Annotated in this window: 18 protein-coding genes; 7 read left to right on the top strand and 11 right to left on the bottom strand. The window is 62.3% G+C overall.

The annotated features are described in order from the left end of the window. Positions 1–25 precede the first annotated feature (25 nt). Both exaC and D1012_RS04230 read left to right on the top strand, forming a co-directional pair. Positions 26–1,546: an acetaldehyde dehydrogenase ExaC gene (gene exaC / locus D1012_RS04235; protein ID WP_118150117.1), complete on the top strand. Its 1,521-nt coding sequence runs from the start codon at positions 26–28 to the stop codon at positions 1,544–1,546. Between the two features lie 162 nt (positions 1,547–1,708). After that, the gene (locus D1012_RS04230) at positions 1,709–2,254 is read left to right on the top strand and encodes a tetratricopeptide repeat protein (protein WP_118150116.1); all 546 of its coding nucleotides are present in this window, start codon (positions 1,709–1,711) and stop codon (positions 2,252–2,254) included. Here the strand turns inward: D1012_RS04230 and D1012_RS04225 are convergent. After that, on the bottom strand, positions 2,251–2,856 hold the full coding sequence (locus D1012_RS04225) for an ABC transporter ATP-binding protein (RefSeq protein ID WP_118150115.1): 606 nt from the start codon (positions 2,854–2,856) through the stop codon (positions 2,251–2,253). The genes D1012_RS04230 and D1012_RS04225 overlap by 4 nt on opposite strands. Further along, entirely contained in the window at positions 2,856–3,830 is a 975-nt protein-coding gene (locus D1012_RS04220) for an ABC transporter substrate-binding protein (RefSeq protein ID WP_118150114.1), read from the bottom strand. Before D1012_RS04220 ends, D1012_RS04225 begins: the two co-directional genes overlap by 1 nt. Positions 3,831–4,017: 187 nt before the next feature. Between D1012_RS04220 and D1012_RS04215 the strand changes: the two genes are divergently transcribed. Then, complete coding sequence (locus D1012_RS04215; RefSeq protein ID WP_118150545.1) at positions 4,018–4,413, top strand: c-type cytochrome; 396 nt, start codon at positions 4,018–4,020, stop codon at positions 4,411–4,413. 209 nt (positions 4,414–4,622) lie between these two features. Continuing rightward, positions 4,623–6,389, top strand: coding sequence for a PQQ-dependent methanol/ethanol family dehydrogenase (locus tag D1012_RS04210; protein WP_118150113.1), 1,767 nt, complete (start codon positions 4,623–4,625; stop codon positions 6,387–6,389). 287 nt (positions 6,390–6,676) lie between these two features. Here the strand turns inward: D1012_RS04210 and D1012_RS04205 are convergent, their stop codons facing one another. The 5 genes from D1012_RS04205 to D1012_RS04185 all read right to left on the bottom strand — a co-directional run bounded on the left by D1012_RS04205 (position 6,677) and on the right by D1012_RS04185 (position 10,838). Further along, on the bottom strand, positions 6,677–7,465 hold the full coding sequence (locus tag D1012_RS04205) for an ABC transporter permease (RefSeq protein ID WP_118150112.1): 789 nt from the start codon (positions 7,463–7,465) through the stop codon (positions 6,677–6,679). Then, entirely contained in the window at positions 7,462–8,193 is a 732-nt protein-coding gene (locus tag D1012_RS04200) for an ABC transporter ATP-binding protein (RefSeq protein ID WP_118150111.1), read from the bottom strand. The genes D1012_RS04205 and D1012_RS04200 overlap by 4 nt, the downstream gene beginning before the upstream one ends. Further along, a complete protein-coding gene (locus D1012_RS04195; RefSeq protein ID WP_118150544.1) occupies positions 8,190–8,618 on the bottom strand; it encodes a cupredoxin domain-containing protein in 429 nt (142 codons plus the stop codon). Before D1012_RS04195 ends, D1012_RS04200 begins: the two co-directional genes overlap by 4 nt. A 65-nt stretch (positions 8,619–8,683) precedes the next feature. After that, the gene (locus tag D1012_RS04190) at positions 8,684–9,649 is read right to left on the bottom strand and encodes a YVTN family beta-propeller repeat protein (protein ID WP_118150110.1); all 966 of its coding nucleotides are present in this window, start codon (positions 9,647–9,649) and stop codon (positions 8,684–8,686) included. Between the two features lies 1 nt (position 9,650). Next, positions 9,651–10,838: an ABC transporter substrate-binding protein gene (locus D1012_RS04185; RefSeq protein WP_118150109.1), complete on the bottom strand. Its 1,188-nt coding sequence runs from the start codon at positions 10,836–10,838 to the stop codon at positions 9,651–9,653. Between the two features lie 211 nt (positions 10,839–11,049). Here D1012_RS04185 and pedF point away from each other — a divergent pair, with 211 nt between their 5' ends. Both pedF and D1012_RS04175 read left to right on the top strand, forming a co-directional pair. After that, positions 11,050–11,673 (top strand): cytochrome c-550 PedF, encoded by a 624-nt coding sequence (pedF, locus tag D1012_RS04180; RefSeq protein ID WP_233517030.1) that lies wholly within the window; start codon positions 11,050–11,052, stop codon positions 11,671–11,673. A 2-nt stretch (positions 11,674–11,675) separates the two neighbouring features. After that, positions 11,676–12,599 (top strand): substrate-binding periplasmic protein, encoded by a 924-nt coding sequence (locus D1012_RS04175; RefSeq protein ID WP_118150107.1) that lies wholly within the window; start codon positions 11,676–11,678, stop codon positions 12,597–12,599. Positions 12,600–12,606: 7 nt separating this feature from the next. On the opposite strand, the gene D1012_RS04170 is transcribed toward D1012_RS04175, so the two are convergent. Further along, positions 12,607–13,470 (bottom strand): FAD:protein FMN transferase, encoded by an 864-nt coding sequence (locus D1012_RS04170; protein WP_118150106.1) that lies wholly within the window; start codon positions 13,468–13,470, stop codon positions 12,607–12,609. Then, complete coding sequence (locus D1012_RS04165; protein ID WP_118150543.1) at positions 13,467–15,533, bottom strand: 4Fe-4S binding protein; 2,067 nt, start codon at positions 15,531–15,533, stop codon at positions 13,467–13,469. The genes D1012_RS04170 and D1012_RS04165 overlap by 4 nt, the downstream gene beginning before the upstream one ends. Before the next feature lie 87 nt (positions 15,534–15,620). Between D1012_RS04165 and D1012_RS04160 the strand changes: the two genes are divergently transcribed. Beyond that, on the top strand, positions 15,621–16,385 hold the full coding sequence (locus D1012_RS04160; RefSeq protein WP_118150105.1) for an ABC transporter permease: 765 nt from the start codon (positions 15,621–15,623) through the stop codon (positions 16,383–16,385). Between the two features lie 536 nt (positions 16,386–16,921). Here the strand turns inward: D1012_RS04160 and D1012_RS04155 are convergent. Next, the gene (locus D1012_RS04155; protein ID WP_118150104.1) at positions 16,922–17,434 is read right to left on the bottom strand and encodes a DUF2478 domain-containing protein; all 513 of its coding nucleotides are present in this window, start codon (positions 17,432–17,434) and stop codon (positions 16,922–16,924) included. A 61-nt stretch (positions 17,435–17,495) separates the two neighbouring features. Beyond that, positions 17,496–19,955, bottom strand: a complete 2,460-nt coding sequence (locus D1012_RS04150; protein ID WP_118150103.1) for an arsenate reductase (azurin) large subunit — start codon at positions 19,953–19,955, stop codon at positions 17,496–17,498. Between the last annotated feature and the right edge of the window lies 1 nt (position 19,956).

Below are 19,956 nucleotides of genomic sequence, written 5' to 3'. Positions count from 1 at the left end.
AGGACTGGGGTAGGAGGAGGAAACCATGAACGAGATGACCCAGACTGCGGCGCTTCACGCCTCGCCGTTCAAGACCCGCTACGACAATTACATCGGCGGTGCCTTTGTGGCCCCGGTTGGCGGGCGCTATTTCGACAATGTCACGCCGATCACCGGTGCCGTGATCTGCCAGGTGGCGCGGTCCGACAAGGCCGATGTCGACCTGGCGCTTGATGCGGCGCACGCCGCCAAGGAGGCCTGGGGCAAGACCTCGGCCGCTGAACGCTCGAACATCCTGCTGAAGATCGCGGACCGGATCGAAGCCAATCTTGCCGTGATCGCGACTGCAGAGACCTGGGACAACGGCAAGCCGATCCGTGAGACCATGGCCGCCGACATTCCGCTGTCGGTCGATCATTTCCGTTACTTCGCGGGCGTTCTGCGCGGGCAGGAAGGCACGATGTCGGAAATCGACGCGGACACCGTGGCCTATCACTTTCACGAACCGCTGGGCGTGGTCGGCCAGATCATCCCGTGGAACTTCTCTATCCTGATGGCAGCGTGGAAGCTGGCTCCGGCGCTGGCGGCGGGCAACTGCATCGTGATGAAGCCTGCCGAACAGACACCGGCGGCAATCATGGTGCTGATCGAACTGATCGGCGATCTGCTGCCGCCCGGTGTGCTGAACATTGTCAACGGCTTCGGGGCAGAAGCGGGCGATGCGCTGGTGCGCTCGGGCCGGATTGCCAAGATCGCCTTCACCGGCTCCACGGCAACGGGGCGCAAGATTGCCGAAGCCGCGGTGAGCAGCCTGATCCCCTTTACGCTGGAACTGGGTGGCAAATCGCCGAACATCTTCTTTTCCGATGTGATGGCGGCGGATGATGCGTTTCTTGACAAGTCAGTCGAAGGCTTTGTCCTGTTCGCTTTCAATCAGGGCGAGGTCTGCACCTGCCCCAGCCGCGCGCTGATCCAGGAAGACATCTATGAAGAGTTCATCGCGCGCTGCATCGCCCGTGTCCGGGCGATCAACCAGGGCGACCCGCGCGAGATGGCCACGATGGTGGGCGCGCAGGCCAGCAAGGCGCAGCATGACAAGATCATGTCCTATTTCACCATCGGCCGCGAAGAAGGTGCCGAGGTTCTGGTCGGCGGCGATTCCGCCCGGTTCAACGGCGATCTGGCGGGGGGCTATTACATCCAGCCGACGATCCTGAAAGGCCACAACAAGATGCGGGTGTTCCAGGAAGAAATCTTCGGCCCGGTCGTGTCGGTGACCACTTTCAAGGACGAGGCCGAGGCGCTCGCCATCGCCAATGACACGATGTACGGCCTTGGTGCCGGAGTCTGGACCCGCGACGGCACCCGCGCCTACCGCTTTGGCCGCAATATCCAGGCGGGTCGGGTCTGGGTGAACAACTATCATGCCTATCCGGCACATGCGGCCTTCGGCGGCTACAAACAGTCGGGCATCGGTCGCGAGAACCACAAGATGATGCTGGACCACTATCAGCAGACAAAGAACATGCTGGTCAGCTACAACCCCAACAAGCTGGGTTTCTTCTGAGGTCGTTTCGGATCATTCAGGCTTTCAGATCATTCCAGACGGGGCCCGCCATCGTGCGGGCCCCTGCCGTTTGAGACGCACCTACGACCTTCGCCCCCTTGTCGAAGTCGCAAGCGGGGCGCACCCTGTTGTCTGGCTCTGGATGAGAGGTTCGGTCAGGTCATGCACATCTTGTCACGCGTTGTGGCCCTTGGGCTTTGCCTCTGTGCCGGGCCGGTTCTTGCCGAAAGTGAAAGCCTTGGCAGCCTGAACCCTGACGAGATGAGTCTGGAGCGGATGGTGGAGGATGCCGGTCAAGGCAAGACGTCGATGACGGTCTGTGCCTCTGGCTATCTGATGACCAAATCCGGCCGGCATGAGGCCGCACGCGCGGTGTTTCAGCGCTGCGCTGAACAGGGTTACACCGGCGCGATGACCTGGATGTCACAGCTGGATGACAACGGGCTGGGCGCGCCGGAAAACCCCGACGCCGCCGCAAACTGGGACAGACGCGCCGCCGAGCTTGGCGATCCTGTCGGCATGTTCAACCTTGGCCTTGACATGATGCGCGGACGTGGCGTGGCGCAGGACAATACCGCAGGGCGCGCGTTGATCGACCGTGCTGCCGGCCTTGGCCTTCCGGTTGCCAAACGGATGCAATCTGCCGGCTATGATCTGGATGAGGTCACGCCCGATGCCGACAGCTGGAAATACGCGCCTCTGTATTAAGGCGCGTCCAGGATACGGGCCGGACTGCCACCCAATATGAGGCTACGATCGGCAAGCCGGTCCGCCTCGGCCCGGTCATGCGTGACGATAACCGTTGCCAGATTGCGGTCTTTGCGCAGGTGCTCGAACAGGGTCATCATGTCGTCAGCCAGTGCAGCATCTAATGAGACAAACGCTTCATCCATCAGAAGGACATCCGGCGTTGCCGCAAAAGCGCGGGCAAGCGACAACCTGCGCTGCTGCCCAAGCGACAGGGCGCTTGGGTAGACGTCGTATTTGCCGGCCAGATCAACCGATGCCAATGCGGCCTTGCCATCGCCTTGCGTGCAACCGGCGGTCAGGCAGATGTTTTCCAGAGCCGTGCGCCAAGGCATCAGGACAGGTTCCTGAAACACCATTGCCAGACGTCCCGGCAGGTGCAATGTTCCGGTCCATCGGGGGTGCAGCCCGGCCAGAATGCGCAGCAGCGTGGTTTTTCCAACCCCCGAAGGCCCGGTGACCGCCACGGTTTCGCCGGTCATGACCTGCAGCGACAAGGCCCCGAGAACCGGGGCCGCGCCGTGGCTGGCCGCGTGCAACGCCAGTGAGATGGCAGGCGTCATCAGCTCTGTGGCTGAACAAAGAGACCTGCAGGCAACTCGGTGACCTTGCCCACCAGGTCTTCGCCGCCCAGTTCGGTCATAAGGGTGAGCATCCGTTGTGCAGCCCTTTCATCCACCGCGCCGGGCGCCGGAATACCCGCGCGGAAACCGGCAATCAGCGCGTCAAATTCTGCATCGGTACTGGCGTTCATGATCGGGCGCAGGGCCGCCCATTCAGCATCATCCTGAGCCAGAATATCCTTGGCCGCCCGGCTGGCCGCAGCCAGACCGGCCACCAGTTCTGGATGGTCGCGCAACAGCGCGCCCCGCACAACATACCCCAGAAGCGGCGTATCAGGATCAAGGCCCAGCGCTTCGGCGGCCTGCCCCACCGTGATCAGCGGGCGCATCCCGGCAGCCTCCATCTTGGCGCCAAAGTGCCAGAAGTTGATGGCACCATCCAACTCACCTCTGACCGCTGTTTCAAAAATCAGCGGCGGCGCCCCGAACACCTGTTCCGTTTCGGCCGCGAGATCAAACCCGGCCTCTTGCTGCGCATAGGCGCGCAGGATCAGCCAGCTTTTGTCGATCGGTCCGCCTGCGATCCCGATCTTGGCACCCTTGAGACCGGCCAGTCCGGTCACCGGGCTGTCTTTGGGCACATGCAAGGCACCGACGGCACGGGAATAGGGGATAAAGACAAAGTCGTCGCCCGCAGCCCGCTGCCGTGCCACCCAAAGCCAGTCGGACACGATCACATCGGCCTCACCGGCCTGAAACGCCAGCTGAGCTGCAGGGCCAGCGGCCACATCCTGCACCACCATGGTAAAACCATGGGCCTTGTCCAGACCATGGCGTTGAATGGTGGTCAGTTCCCAGTTCACCGTGCCGCTGACCTGCGTGGCGATGCTCAACTGCGCGTCGTCTGCAAGGGCCATGGATGCCGCAAGGGCAAAGCCTGCAATCGACAGGCCAAGCGTAGATACGATGGACATGATGACTCCTCCCGAGTTGAAACAACCCTAGCAGCGACGGACGAATGCGACATTCGACCAAAGGCGCAGTCGGGCCGAAACCGGCTACGACCAAAGCACACCCAGGGTCTTGATGCAGGTCAAAGCAGGCGAAGTGGCCCAGGCGCATGCCAAGACGGTCAGCCCCAAGTTCCCTCAGGAGACACTCATGACCTTTCGCACATTGCTGCCTTTCCTTGCCCTGCTTGGCACTGCCCAGATCGGCCTTGCAGAAACCCCGGCCTTTCAGCGCGTCAAGCTGGAGGCGGGCGAAAAGCTATTCGCGGCAGATTGCCGCCGCTGTCACAGCACGGATGCCGATCGCGACAGCTATGGTCCTGTTCTGGAGGGCATAATCGGACGCAAAGCCGGATCGGTGACGGGCTATGACTATTCCGACGCCCTGATGGCTGCCGGAATCACCTGGACCGAACCGGCGCTGATTGCCTGGATGACCGACAATCAGGGCTTGATCCCCGGCACCAAGATGCGTCACGTCGGCATCACCGATCCCATCGAGGCCGAGTTCATCCTGAGCTATCTGCGGTCTGTCCAACCCAAGTAATCCGTTGGTTTATCCTGCAACAGGGCGGCGCTGGAGGGAGCGCCGCCCTTTGTCATGCGCCGCACATCAGGCTCTGGCCACGAGGCCTACGACCAATGTTCAATTTTCACGCGGTCGTGAAACAGCCCAAGATATCCCATGACCAGGGCTTCCCGCAGGAGGGGGCGAGTCGCTGCGGTCTTGTCGGACTCACCTTTGGGAGGAAACAGATGAACCGCTTTATAGTGGCAATTACGGCCGCGCTGGTCGCCGCAGCGCCCGCAAGCGCGCAGGTGACGGAAGCGCAGCTTGCGAATGATGCCGCCACCACGAATGATGTGCTTACCAACGGCATGGGGCGCGACCTGCAACGCTTCAGCCCGCTTGCCACACTGAACAAAGACAATGTGAAAAACCTGGTTCCGGCCTGGGCCTTCAGTCTGGGCGGCGAAAAGCAGCGCGGGCAGGAAACCCAGCCGCTGGTGCATGACGGGATCATGTTTATCACCGGCTCTTATTCCCGGATGTATGCCATCGACGTCAAGACCGGCCGCGAGCTCTGGCAATACGACGCCCGCCTGCCCGAAGGCATCCTGCCCTGCTGCGACGTGGTCAACCGCGGGGCGGCGATCTATGGCGACAACGTCTACTTCGGCACGCTCGACGCGCGGATCGTGGCGCTGAATGCCAAGACCGGCGACGTGGTCTGGAACAAGAAGATCGCCGAATACAAGGAAGGCTATTCCTATACGGCCGCCCCGCTGATTGTGAACGGGCTGGTGATTACCGGCAATTCGGGCGGCGAGTTCGGGGTGGTGGGCGAGGTTCAGGCGCGTGACGCGCTGACCGGCGAAACCGTCTGGACCCGCCCGGTGATCGAAGGTCACATGGGCACGCTGAACGGCAAGGAAAGCACCATGACCGGCACGCTGAACGCGACCTGGCCGGGTGACATGTGGAAAACCGGGGGCGGTGCGACCTGGCTGGGTGGCAGCTATGACATCGACACCAACACCCTCGTGTTCGGGGCCGGAAACCCTGCGCCGTGGAACAGCCATCTGCGCAATGCAGGCACCCCGGTCGAGGGCAACGCGGGCGACAACCTCTACGCCGCCAGCCGCATCGGGATCGACCCCGCCACGGGTGACATCAAGTGGCACTTCCAGACCACGCCGCGCGAAGGCTGGGACTTTGATGGCGTGAACGAGGTGGTTTCGTTCGTTGACAAGGACGGCAACAAGAAGTTCGCCACCGCCGACCGCAACGGGTTCTTCTATGTGCTGAACCGCGAAGATGGCGCGTTCGTCAACGCCTGGCCCTTTGTGAAAGACATCACCTGGGCCTCCGGCATTGATGAAACCGGTCGCCCGATCTTTATCGAAGAGGGCCGACCCGGCGATCCGTCAAAGGCGGCGGATGGGGCAAAGGGGGAAATGGTGTTCTCTTCGCCGTCCTTCCTGGGGGGCAAGAACTGGATGCCGATGGCCTTCAGCCAGAACACCGGGCTGTTCTATGTGCCGTCCAACGAATGGGGCATGGATATCTGGAACGAGCCGGTGACCTACAAGAAAGGCGCGGCCTATCTTGGGTCGGGCTTCACCATCAAGCCGAACTATGATGACCACATTGGTTCACTGAAGGCCATTGATCCGGTCACCGGCGAATGGAAATGGGAATACAAGAACGACGCCCCGCTCTGGGCCGGGGTCATGACCACCGCGGGCGGGTTGGTGTTTACCGGCACACCGGAAGGCGAGTTCCTGGCGCTGGACGATGAGACGGGTGAAGTGTTGTGGTCGTTCCAGACCGGTTCGGGCATCGTCGGCCAGCCGATCACCTGGGAACAGGATGGCGAGCAATTTGTCTCGGTCATTTCCGGCTGGGGCGGCGCGGTGCCGCTCTGGGGCGGCGAGGTGGCCAAAAAGGTCAACTACCTCAATCAGGGCGGCATGCTCTGGACCTTCCGTCTGCCCAAACAGCTTGCCGCTGCAAACTGACCCCCTCCGGTCAGGGCAACAGCAAGGCGCGTCACCCGAAAGGGTGGCGCGTTTTGCGTTTCCCCCTGTGTTACAGGATACATAATATCATTATATCAATAACTTAACATATCATAATTAACCTTTGGTTAGGGTTTGCGATTGCCTCCCACCCCTGCCCCATGTGTCTTTTGCCCCCGGAAGAAGACAGTAGGAGCTGTTTCAGGATGTCAAAATGCCCGCCGCGACTGCCCCTCATCTTGGAAAGAATACTCAGATCCCGCAGCTGGCCCAAGGTGACCGGCGGGTTATCCCTTGCGGTTCTGCACGCCCCGCGCCGGGTCATAGCCCCGGAGCGCGGCCGCAGAGAACACAGCCAGAGCGACGGTAACCCAGAGGGCCGCCATCAGGTTGGCCTGACCATACAGTGCGAAGCGGATCAGCTCGACCGCGTGGGTAAACGGATTGAGGGTGCACAGATCGCGCAGCCGGGGGCTTGCTTCGGCCATTCTCCAGAGCGGATAGAGGGCGGAGGACAGAAAGAACATCGGGAAGATCACGAAATTCATCACGCCCGCAAAGTTCTCAAGCTGCCGGATGAAGGAAGACAACATCAACCCAAGTGCCCCCAGCATGAGACCCGACAGCAAAAGCGCCGGGATCACCACGAGGTAGCCGACCAGCGGCAACCGTATCCCCCAGACAGCGGCCACCGCCAGAAATGCCGCACATTGCAGGATACTGACCAGAGTGCCCGCCAGCAGTTTGGAGAACAACAGCCACCAGCGCGGCAGCGGCGCGGTCAGCAACAGGCGCATCGACCCCATCTCGCGGTCATAGACCAGCGACAGCGAGGATTGCATGCCGTTGAACAACAGGATCATGCCGCACAGGCCGGGGATGATGTAGATCTCGTAGGTGATATAGGTCTGATAGGGTGGGGTGATCGACAGGCCCAGAGCGGCGCGGAAGCCTGCGGCAAACACAAACAGCCAGACCAGCGGCCTGACCAGTGCGGCCACGAAACGGCTGCGCTGGCCGACAAAGCGCAGCGCCTCGCGGTGCAGGATGGCGCTTAGGGCGACAAGCCAGGTCACTCTGCCCCCTCCCCCGTCTGGCCGCTGGTCAGGCGCAGGAAGGTGTCACGCAGGCTGGCCGGTCCGCGGAGCCCGGCGGCGGTGCCGCTGGCGATGAGCGCGCCCTGATGCAGCAGAATGACATGGTCGGTGTCGCGCACTTCATCTGTCAGGTGCGTCGCCCAGAGGATGCTCAGGCCCTGTTCGGCAAGCGCATGGACATGATCGGTGATGGCATGCCGCGACGCCGCGTCGAGGCCGACGGTGGGTTCGTCCAGCAACAGGCAATCGGGACGATGGATCAGGGCGCGGGCAATTTCCATTCTGCGGCGATGGCCGCCGTTCAGACTGCGCACCAGCTCGCCCGACCGCTCGGCCATGCCAAGCTGGGCCAGCGCCGTATCGGCGCGGCGGCTGGCTTCGGCCCCGGCAATCCCGTGCAGCGCCGCAAAATACAGAAGGTTGCGCCGCACGGTCAGGTCAAGATCGAGCGTGGGTTGCTGGAACACCACACCCATACGGGCAAGGGCCTGGCGTGGGTGGCGGGCAAAGTCGATGCCCGCCACGGTGATTTGCCCCCGGCGCGTGGAAAACAGACCTGTCAGCAGGTTGAACAAGGTGGATTTTCCCGCCCCGTTGGGCCCAAGAAGCGCGCAGAACTGACCTTTCGGCACCGAGAATGACACATCGCGCAGCGCGACCTTGGCGCCATAGCTGTAGGACAGACCGGATACCGAAAGCCCGGTCACTCGATGGTGATCTCGACGCGCTGGCTGTCGCCGGTCGAGCCGGGGATAGACAGCGCGTAAGTGCCGGGTTTGATGGCGATGAAGGACAGCTCGATGGTGCCTTCGTCGTCGAATTCAAAGGAATCGATCCCGATCGGGCGGATTTCGATGTCGTTGATCACGACCTCATTGATCCAGACTGCGCGAAAGAACGCAGCGCCTTCCAATGCCAGTTCGGCACTGCCGTCGGATTCGATCTCCAATATGTAGTAGGTGCCGGATTTCAGGCTCAGGGGGGCTTCGGATACCGGCTCGCCCGACATCAGCTTCAGGGAAGGCAGGGTGACGCGGTTGCTTCGTTCCAGCAGCCCGGCGGTCTGGGCGTGCAGGGCAACGGGCGCGGCGACGGAAAACGCCAGCAGGGCGGCAAGAAACACAGGTTTCATGGACTGTCCTTTCATTGCGATTTGGCCTTTCATTGCGATTTGGCCTTTCATTGCGATTTGGCCTTTCATTGTGATTTGGTGGGACGCATGGCGGCGCCCCAGGGGAAGCGGCCGACCTTGATGGATTTGACCGGCGTCTCAGACGCGACGTCAATCACCGTCACATCGCCGGAGACGCCGTTGGTGGTGAAAAGCTGGCTGTTGTCGGGAGAAAAGGCCATGTGCCAGACACGGCGGCCGACGAGGATGTAGGTTTCAACCTCATAGGTCGTCATGTTGACCACGGCGACGTGGTTGGAAGGCCCAAGCGCGACAAAGGCCTTGGTGCCTTCGGGGTTGAATTTGAAGCCGACGGGCTGGACAAGATCTGAACTGACGCCGGTGATCTCAAAGCGGACTTTGCCGACCTCGGTCTGGTCGGCCACGTTGAAGACGGTGATCGTGCCGCCGATCTCGGACGAGACCCAGAGTTTTGCACCATCTGCCGTGAACTCGGCGTGGCGGGGGCGGCTGTCGACCAGCGTATTGGCGAACAGGGTGTAGGTTGCGGTGTCGATCCAATGCGCCATGTTGGTGGTTTCCGAGGTGGTGATGGCGATCTTGCCATCGGGGGAAACCGCCATGCCTTCGGGTTCTATGCCGACGTTGATCTGCGCCACCACCTGCCGGGTCTGGGTATCGACCACGGTGGTCACCGCATCATCTTCGTTGGCGATGAACAGGTGCCGGTCGTCGGGGTGCAGAGCAAATTGCTCCGGGTCTTCGCCCGAGGGCAGGTCGTGCAGGATTTTCCCCGTCTCCGGGTCCATCACCTGCACGGTGTTGCTGTCCGAGGCGCATATATACAGGCGGCTGAAATCCTTTGAAAAGATCACGCCGCGCGGGCGTTCGCCGGTCGGATAGGTCCGCACCACCTCGAGCGTATCCACGTCGATCACCGAAACCGTGTCGTCCTTTTCATTGGTGATCCAGATCTCGCCGGCGTGAGCTGGCAGCGCAAGGATCATCAGCAGTATGGCAAGTCTTGTCATGTCATCTCCCGAATGCGGTGCATTTGCTCTCGGGCTGGTCGAGCCCGAGGCTGTCGGTTTCGTTGCGCTGGTGCAGGAAGCCTTCGACCGGGGCCATTGTCACCAGCGCACGGTCGTTGACCACGGCGACCGGCTGGCGCATCTGGCCGTTCCAGTTGCGAAAGGTCAGGGCGCGACCCTTGAAGCCATCCTGCTGAAAGTCCGCCGACAGGATGAAGCCGCGCAGGCTGGCCGGATCGGCGGTGTTCCGCCGCGTCACCGCCTCGCCCACCGCGCGGATCGCCAGCCATGCGGCGTAGTCGCGGGCGCGCATGTCGCGCTTTGCATGCGCCTCGAACCGGTTCTGCAGCTGGACCGCGCCCCAGGCCTCGATCACGCTGGCCCAGCCTTCGGCATGCAGGCCATGCGTGCCCGCGACCGGGCGGGGCAGCCAGGTGTTGTGCTGCACATAGCGGCCGAAATCGTCAGTCGGATCAGCAACCAGCAGCACATCGTGATCCGGGAGATCCTGAGTAAACCGCGGCAGCTCGGCCATGGTAGACTCGCGCAGGTCGGTGTCAAAGGTCCACGGCTTTTCGCCCGTGATGGTCAGGCCGAACTTGGCAGCGGAACGGCGCAGCGCATCGGCAAAGGCCTGATCGGCGGGCTTTGGTCCTGTGATCAGCGCAAGCTTGCGCCATTGCTTGGCCTGCAGCACCTGCATCAGCGCATCGGTGCGGGCCGCGTCTTCTGGAATGGTGTGCAGCACATTGGCGCGGCAGTCCTCTGACCGCAGGCGGGCATCACCGGCGCTGACGTTGAAGATCAGCTTGCCCGCCGCTTCGGGCAGATCGGCCACGGTCAGCACATCGGCAGCGGTCCCGTCCACCAGCACAAAGGGCGCAGCTGCGAAGGCGTCACGCGCGGCAGCGGCCAGATCGCCGCCGGGTGCGACCGAGACGACGGTCAGGGCATAGTCGTGGCCGAGAAAGCTGCCCGTGGTCTGGTTGTCCTTCAGCGCCACCTCGGCCCCCGCAAGACCAAGGTCTTCGGGCTGCGGGTCAAGGTTGGACAGCACCGGCGGCAGGTCCACCTCTTGCCGCAGATACAGCATTGGCACGTCGATCCTGGCCTGCTGGGCCAGCGCCATCGCAGAGGTGCCAAGCCAGAGGGCAGCACAAATTGCGGCCGGTATGGATGGTGCGGTCATGGTCAGTCTCTCCCTGAGCTGACCTTCGTGGGTAAGTCGGGGATCACCAATGAGACGATGGTCGCAAATGCCGCCTGCTTGCCACGAAAGTCCAATAGCCGCCGTTGGCGGGCATGGGTTAGCACCATCTCAGGACCGAGGGAGGACCACCGTTGTGACCAGAAAAATTCGCGGCATCACCGCTTTTGCATTGGCTTTTGGCGCAGCCACGATGGCCTTTGGGCATGGCGACGTGGCCCCTCAGCCCGTGAACACCGAAGCCCTGCCCGATGTGGGCGAAGAGTGGCTGATCGAAAACCCGTATCGTGCTGAAACTGCCGGGGATGAGGTGTGGTGGACCGCCGTCACCATCGGCGACAGCGCCTATAACCAGAACTGTGCGCGGTGCCACGGGCTGGGTGTGGTGTCGGGCGGGCTCGCCCCTGACCTGCGCTACCTTGAGGCTGCGGAATATGGCGACGAATGGTATGTCGAGCGGTTCATTCATGGCTACACGCAGGATGGCACCACCAAGATGCCCGGCTTTGGTGATGTGCTGGGACAGAAAGCGGCCTGGGCGATCCGGACCTATATCGAGACCCGGCCCGAAGATGGGGCGCTGGATGCACATGCCACCCGTCTGGGCGCCATCCGCAACGATCTGGCAGCGGGCGGCGGCGATCAAACCAAGCTGAAAGAGGAGCTGACGGCGATTGCGCTGGAGGTCAAGACCGCCTCGGGTGCGCCAGTTGCCGACTCTGCTGCCAAGCGCGCGGCTCTGGTGCTGGACGGAACGCCCGTGGGCGCCAAACATGCTGCCGATGCCCTTACCATCGGGCTTTCGGCCACACATTGACCATGCGATCCGTTGCCATTGCATTGGGTCTGGGGGTTGTGGTTCTGGCCGCAGCCCCCGCTTTCGCGCGCTGCGAAAACGTGACGCCGGGGCAGCGCCCGCAAAACACCCCACGCCAGTTTGTTGGCCAGACGCTTGATGATATCATCGCGCGCGGCACGCTGAACATTGCGGTCTATGAAGATTTCGCCCCCTACAGCTGGCTAGAGGGTGCCACGCCCAAAGGTGTGGATATCGAAGTGGGCCGCATTCTGGCCGAAGGGCTGGGCGTGGAGCCGGTGTTCCGCTTTGTGCAGGCAGGTGAGAACCTGCAGGCCGACCTGATGAATCAGGTCTGGCGCGGCACGGTGCAGCAGGAGCCGGTGTCGAATGTCATGCTGCGCGTGCCCTATAACAGCGAATTCACCTGTCTGGTCGAGCAGGTGGTGTTCACCGGCCAATATGCGAAAGAACAGATCGCGATTGCCTATTCCCAAGCGACCTATCCTGATGCCGTTGCATCAGATACCGACCGGCATGACGGCGGGCCGGTGCCTGCGTTTTTCCGCTTTGACACCGTGGCCGTCGAAAACGACTCGATTGCCGATTTTTATCTGACCGCGTTTCCGGGCGGGCAGATCGGCCCGAACATGCGCCGCTTCAGGGCTATGGCGCAGGGAATGGACGCGCTGGCGGCAGGCGAGGTGATGGCCGCGATGGGACCGCTTGCGCAGCTTGAATTCGGCGCAAGCGAAGGGATTGCCGTGCATCGCCCGCCGCTGATCAACTTTGGCCTGTCAAGCTGGACGGTCGGGATTGCAGTGCATCACAGCCACCGCGATCTGGCTTATGCGCTGGATGATGCGGTGGTGGCAGCCCTTGACGATGGCCGGATGGCAGCGGCCTTTGCCAAATACGGGCTGACGTTCACGCCCCCCGACCGGTAAGGGCGGGTTACAGCGTTTCCAGATTTCCCGCAGCATCCACAAGCGCCACGCGCCTGATGTCGGGACGTGCGGCCGTGACGCTCGCAATCTGTGACCGGCTCAGGAACACCAGCGCGGTTGAGAGGCCATCGGCCACGGCGGCACTGTCAGCCTGAACGGCGACTGTGGCCCAAAGCGGCGGCAAGCCGCGCGGGTGCTGGATATGCGGCCGGCCCGCGATCAGCGTGGCCATGGGCGACGAGACGGCAAGCGCGCCTCCAGTCAGGTGCCAGTCGGCCAGCAGACCCGCCTGTGGGTCACTGATGCCCAGCCGGAACGGGCCGCCGAGCGCGGCGTATTCGCCGATATTGATCAGGGCGTGATCGAACCCGTGCCGGGCGAGATGGGCGCGGACGAGATCGGTGGCAAAGCCTTGTGCGATGCCGTTGAACGTCAAAGCCTGACCGGGCATCAGGGTGATCCGGCTGCCGGTCTGAACCTTGTCCCAGCCCAGAAGGGCAGGATCGGCGAGTTGGCCGCTCTGCCACCCCTGCCAAAGCGGTTGCACGCTGGGATCAAAGGCGCCGCCCGTCTGGCGGTGCAGCGTGCCGGACAGGTCTACCACCTGGCGGAACCAGTCCGACGGGGTGATGGCGCCCGTCCGGTTCAGCCGCGTGAGTTCGGAGGGGCGATACAGGCTGAAGGTGGCCTCGACCCGCCCCAGCAGGGAGCGCAGGCCATCAAGCGCCGCTTGCGCATGGTCGGTGCGGCCCGACAGGCGCAGAGAGGCATCGGCCCCAAGGGCCCCGCCTTGCCAGAGGGTTTCTGCCGGTGCCATCTGCGGCACTGCCATGGCGGCGGCGGTGATCGACAGAAAGCGGCGGCGGTTCATGCGGCTTTCTCCTTGTGCAGCGGGCGGCCCTTGGCGGCAAGGATCAGCGGCACGCAGCGGGTGGTGTCATTGTGGATCGCCACGCAATCAAGGCACTGGAAACATTCGGAGTAATCGACTGCTCCGGACGGTTTGATCGCACCATAGCTGCACCGGACGCGACACAACTGGCACGGGGTGCCACAGTCAGTCCGGCGGGCGATCCAGTTCCGGCCCCGCAGCATCCCGCCGACGGCCATGAGCGCGCCCAGCGGGCAGACATAGCGGCAAAAGCCCTTGAAGGTGAACAAGCCCAGCACCAGCCAGAAACCGGCATAGGCGACGAACACCGGCTCGCGAACAAAAAAGGTGGTGATGGCGGTCTTGAAGGGTTCGATTTCTGCCGCGGTGTCGATCTGGTCGGGCGCGATGAAGACGGTGGCGACCAATCCGGCAAGCAGCCCATATTTCACCAGTTTCAGGCGGGCGTCCCAGAGCGCGCCGGGCTCGACCTTTGGCAGGCGCAAAAACCGGCCAAGGTGGTGGGAAAATTCCTGCAGCGCGCCAAAGGGGCAGAGCCAGCCGCAGAACAGCCCCCGCCCCCACAGAACAAAGCCGGCAATCGCAAAGGCCCAGACCAGCAGCGACACCGGATCATAGAGCAGATAGGCAAAGCTGCCGCCGTCAATCACCGTCCGCAGAATGGCCAAAGGCGTGACAATCGACAGTTGCGCCTGTGCCCACCAGCCGATGAAGACAGTCACCAAGGCCAGAATACTCAGCCGGATCACGGTGAAGCGCCGGTGACCGGCCAGCCGGTTCATCCCCGGCCCCAACGCCAGCAGCAGTGCCGGAAGGGCGATGGCCAGCAGGATCAGGTCTGTTGCGCGGTTGCGCACTGCCTCGGCCCAGGGGGGCAGCGGGGTGGCGACGGCTGCCCGGGCAAAGAAGCGTTCGGGCGTGCTGTGGGTCAGGGTGAATGCGACAATGCCGATTTCGGGTTGAAACATGCCATGCGCCCGCGTCGCCTTGACCTCGAAAACCCAGTCACGCGCCGGATCAAAGCCAAGCCTGCGGTCGGTGCGCAGGATCATCGCTGTGCCTTCCGGCACGCCAGAAAGGGTGGAAAACACCAGATCAGCATCGCGCAGGGCAAGGGGCAGGCCGTCCTGACTGGCCCCCAGCAGATCCGGCGCGGTGTTGCGCACGAAACCGTCGCTGACCAGACCATGCCGCCCGGCGTCGATGACCAGCAAGGGTTCGTCAAAACCCGAAACCGACAGGAAGCGCTGAAGATCGGCAAAGGCATCATCGGGCAGGACCGCGCGGGCAATGGATGCAGGCCCGACATCCACCAGCCACAGATCGAGGTAGATGCCCTCCGGATCGGCCTTTGCCTCAGGGTCGTCCTCCGCCCAGAGGGTGCCGGAAAAGGCGGCGTCAACTTCGGCATTGGTGACGCGCAGGTTGCGGGCAATGCCCTGATCGACAAGATCTGTCCAAGTCAGGGGCTCGTCGTGGTCGGGGTCCGGGTGTGCCGGGGGCGTGGATTTGATCCCCTGCATCTTCTCGCGCGCCACCTGCAGCGTGGCGGCCAGGATCGACTCATGCGCAATGCGCACCGATGCCGTCGCCTTGACCACGCCATCGAGGTAAACCAGCCCTCCCCCGCCACCTTCGGTGCCGTAACTGGTGCCCACCACCATCGGCGTGTGGATCGAATGGCCACGATACTGTTCCATGAACTTGCGGAACGGCGCTTCGCCCAGACCGGAAACAAAGATCGGTTCATTGTGCGCGATCAGACGCACGTCAATGAACCTGCCCTCAAGATCCAGCATCACCAGCATGTTGATCGGCGCGCCGGAAAAGCCGGGCAACGGGGCCATGAGGGCGGTTTCGAACACATAGCCTGCCTCGGCCCCACCCGAGTTGCGCAGGCTCCACACGCCCTTGTCGCCGACGGACTCCCCCAGAGCGTAGGGCGGGATGATGAACGGCTCCACCTGGTCACGGGTCAGCGGCCCGGCCATCACACCAAGGCTTTGGACAAGCCAGAACAAAAGGGCGAAGATGACACGCATGGCCAAACCTATGCCCGCCGGGCCGGACGATGCCATTGGACCAAGGTCGCAGCGTTTCGGGGCAAAAGCTGGCGTAAACTGCCCCCTATGACCGATCGCAACGCCGTGCCCGACCAAGTGATCTATGCCCTGTCGTTGACAGGGTTTGTGCTGTTCTGGTGGGCCTTGTCCTGGGCAAAGGCAGACCCCCGCATTCTGCCCGCCCCGTCAGAGGTGCTGACGGTGATGTGGGCCGAAGCGCAATCGGGGCGACTGTGGCAGCACATGTCGGCCACGCTGGTCCGGGTCGGGCTGGCCTTTGGTCTGGCGATGCTGTTCGGCACGGTTCTGGGGGTGATGCTTGGGCGGATGCCACGCGCCGACCGTTGGCTTGACCCTTGGGTGACGATTTTCCTGAACCTGCCGGCGCTGGTCGTCATCGTGCTGTGCTATCTGTGGATCGGGTTGAACGAGGTTGCGGCCATCGCGGCGGTCACGATCAACAAGACAGCGATGGTTCTGGTGACGATGCGCGAGGGCGCGCGCACCCTGCGCCCGGATATGGCCGAAATGGCATTGGTCTTCCGGATGTCTCCGCTAGCGCAGCTGCGTCATATCGTGGCCCCGCAACTGGCGCCGTTCCTTGCCACCAGCGCGCGATTGGGGTTGGCGATTATCTGGAAAATCGTGTTGGTGGTGGAATTTCTGGGCCGGTCATCGGGTGTCGGGTTTCAGATACATCTGAAGTTTCAGATGTTCGAGATTCCGGCGGTGCTGGCCTATGCCTTGAGCTTTGTAGCCGTCATGCTCGCAATAGATGCGCTGTTCATCCACCCATTGGAGCAGCGCGCAAACCGCTGGCGACAGCGTTGAAAGGCCGCTGAACTGGTTGCAGAGCCGGAACAAATTGCCTTCGTTTCAGGCTTCGCTGGCCGGCCTTGCGCTTTCGTGTCCAGAAGGACTCTGTTGCTCAAATACGGTGAGAGATTCATCTCATGAATCCAGCGTGTCAGCTTGACTGCATGATCAGACCAACACCCCCCGCCTTGGCGCGCCCAGCACCAACCGAGGACCAGATCCTGCCCGCGTCATGCCTTGAGCGCGTCGGGTCTGAACAATCAGGGACAATGCGGGCATGTCAAGATTTCCCGTTATTTCAAAAGACTATTTACAAAGAATTATTGACAGCCTGACAGAAAGCACAGGCGGCATTCGCACCCTTCGGACGGTTACCATGACGTGACGTTCTCGGCCCACGGGGGCCGTCACGATCTGCCATTTTCCGCGCAGAGGAAACCTCAAAGCGGCTCTTTGGCTTGAGTGCGGCACCGGCTTTTCGCGATTTGGGGCGGGTGTTGCCCAGCCGGTCGGCCGCGACGTGAAAGGCCGGCACGTACTCTTGGCACAAATCAAACAATTTCCTGAGAGAACGCTGCCTTGCACCAATCGGCGACGATCACGGGTTCTGCCGATAGGGGAGCTACATATTCCCCCGCGAAAGCAAGAAAGGCGGCCAGGTTTAACCCGTTCACGCCTATCAGCACGGGCAGGCCCATTTCCAACGCCTCGGCGATGACCGGCACAAGGCCGCGGCCTTCAGCTTCGCGCTTGCCAAATTTGTTGACGATCAGGACGTCCGCCCCGGCCAGGCGTTGCTGGACGGCAACCACAGTCTGTTCCAGCGCGCCGGAATCCAGTATGCAGCCCCGCGCCAGAGCGCCGCGATCTTCGCTGATGCGGACCGTGGGGCCATCGGGCAGCACCACAAGGTCCATGTCGCATTTGCGCCGGTCCGGGCGTTCAATGTTGGACTGCACGGTTCCGGCCAGCCTGACACCATCCGCAGCAAGCAGCGCGGCGACTTCGGCGATCAGGGCGTCGGTGCGGCCACGTCCCTGAAGGGTCACATAGGCAAGTTTCATGCGCAGCACCTGTTTGGCAAAAGGTGCCGCCCGGAACAGATCCGGGCGGCGCGGTGTCAGATCAAAGCTCGACTTCCCACGATTTGTAGGACACTGCCGCCGATGCCGGAGTCGCATCCGAAATCTTGCGGATGTTTGCCCATGTGTGTTTGTAGTTCGGCAGGATCAGCTCGTTCACGCCCGCGTTCACGATATTGCCCTGCGCCCCGTTCGGTGCGCCGAAGATCATGAAGGTCTCGTTGGGTCTGGCTGACGGTTCAGGATAGACCAGGGCCTGCGTGGCCCCAACGTCGTTGTGCACCTCGACCATATCGCCCGCTTTAAGGCCAAGTTCGGCCATGTCGTCGGGGTTGATCTGGATGAAGGGCACGGGGAAGCGGTCCATCACGAACTCATTGCCCTGATCCAGGAACCAGTTCTGCCAGTTCATGTTGGCGCGCCCGTTGTTGATCAGGAAGCGGTGGCTCGCCTGCTGCTGGGCCTTGCCCGCCGCCTGCCAGCCGCGCCATTCACCCATGCAGAACAAGGCTTTGCCATCCTCGCGTCCGTGACGGGTGAATACGCCATCCTCATACAGGCGGTTGGTGCCTGTCAGCTTGCCATCCGCAAAGCCGGTGACCGGCTCCAGCACGCCATTGTTGCCCATCGCGCGCAGGCGGTCATAGGTGACTTCGGGGTTGCCCTTGTTGTAGCCATCCATGAAGGCGTCTTCTTCAGTGGCCCAGTCATAGCCCTTGAACTGATCGGCGTATTCGGTGCGGCCTTCTTCGCGCAGCACCCGTTCCAGCGCCTGCGCCAAACCGGCGGCAATCATGCAGTCGGGTTTGGCCGATCCGGGGGCGTCCATGTATTTTTCGGTCAGCCGCAGCCGGCGTTCGCCGTTCATCGAGGTCAGGTTCATTTCACCCGACTCGACCGCTGGCAGGATCACATGCGCGGCCTGCCCGATCTGGCTGTGAATGATATCCACATCCACCACGAACAGCCCGCCTGCATTGATGGCACCGACGATGGCATCAATCATTTCTTCACGCGTTGCCCCGGCGCGGGCGTCCATGGCTTCTTTCACCATGTTGGACCGGCGGTTGTAGACGCGCTTGAACTCGCTGGCGTTCAGCGTGGTCTTGAAGTGGTCGTTGGCCCAGATGTGATGCACCTTGCCACCGCCCGCGATGATCATCTGGTCGATGTAAGGCGCGGGGCGCCCCACATGGGCGTCGGACGGGCGGTAGTAGCCTTCCTGATGCCCGCCCAGTCGGCAGACGCCACCGCCCTCACGCCCGACGTTGCCGGTCGCAAGGCCAATGTTCAGCAGGCTGCCAATCGCACGATAGTTGTCATTGCCCCAGATGATGCCTTTTTCGTAGCCCGTCACGCATTTGCGGCGGCTGCCATCGTCTTTGGGCTTGGCGATCCATTCGGCGGCCTGAATGATCTGCGCCTCAGTCAGGCCGGTGGCTGCGGCGCCTTCGGCGAGGCTCATTTTACAGGCGGCACGCGCAGCCTCATATGACCCGAGTGCTGCGGGATAGGCGCTGTCTGCTGCCACGGCCACATCGCCCTGAAAGGTTGACGCAGCGATAAAGTCGGCATCCGCCCAGCCTTGGTCAGCGATATAAGTGAACAACGTGTTGTGCAGCGCCACGTCTGATCCGGTGGTGATCGGCAGGTGCAGCACGTTTTCCGCCCCCGCCACTTGCTCGCAAGAGTCCACCGTCACGGTACGGCGTGGGTCGGAGATCACCACGCGCGCCCCGTTCTGCATACCCTTGACCATGTGGTTCAGGAACAGGTTGGTCTGGCATTCCATCGGGTTGGTGCCAACCAGAAAGATCGTGTCGGTCACCTCATAATCGGCGTAGTTATAGTTCAGCTCGTCCACGCCCATGTCGCGGCTGGAATGCACTTCAGACATGTAAGCGGGCCGGTTGTGGATGCGGCAGTGCTTCACCTTCATCGATTCAAAGTACAGCTTGCCGGTGCCCCAGGTGTTTTCATACCCCCCCGCCGAACCGCCATGGTCAAACATCGAGACGTAAAGATCGTTTTCGTTATCCTTGTCGATCACCTTTGCGGTGACGCGCGCCACCAGATCCAGCGCGTCATCCCAGGACGTCGGCTGCCAGGTGCCATAGCGCCAGACCAGCGGTTCAGTCAGCCGTTGCCGTTGCGTGCCAGTCACATCAGACCGACGGTTTTCCGCCATCCGCGCGCCCCGGATCGAACCGAGCCCGGAGTTCACATCGCAATTCACATCGGGCTTGATGACCAGATGCACATCCTTGCCGTCCTGCTTGACGACATTGTACATCGACGGCGCATACCACGCCTCGGTGTCGGTGGCCTGCTGCTTGGACAGGTCTTCGCCGATCCAGTTTCTGTCGGTCGTGCCTTGGGTTTTGAGCGGCCAAGTGTAGGCTGTATAGCCACAGCCGACGATGCAGTAATGGCAAGTGACGTTGTGTTCTTTCGCGCCTGCGGGAATGATCGGCAGACGGTCGATGTTGCGCTTGTAAGCCATG

It is taken from the genome of Pseudotabrizicola alkalilacus (genome assembly GCF_003443995.1).
GTDB lineage: Bacteria > Pseudomonadota > Alphaproteobacteria > Rhodobacterales > Rhodobacteraceae > Pseudotabrizicola > Pseudotabrizicola alkalilacus.
Note: the sequence above shows the minus strand (reverse complement) of the source record. Positions and strands in the feature narration are given on the sequence as shown.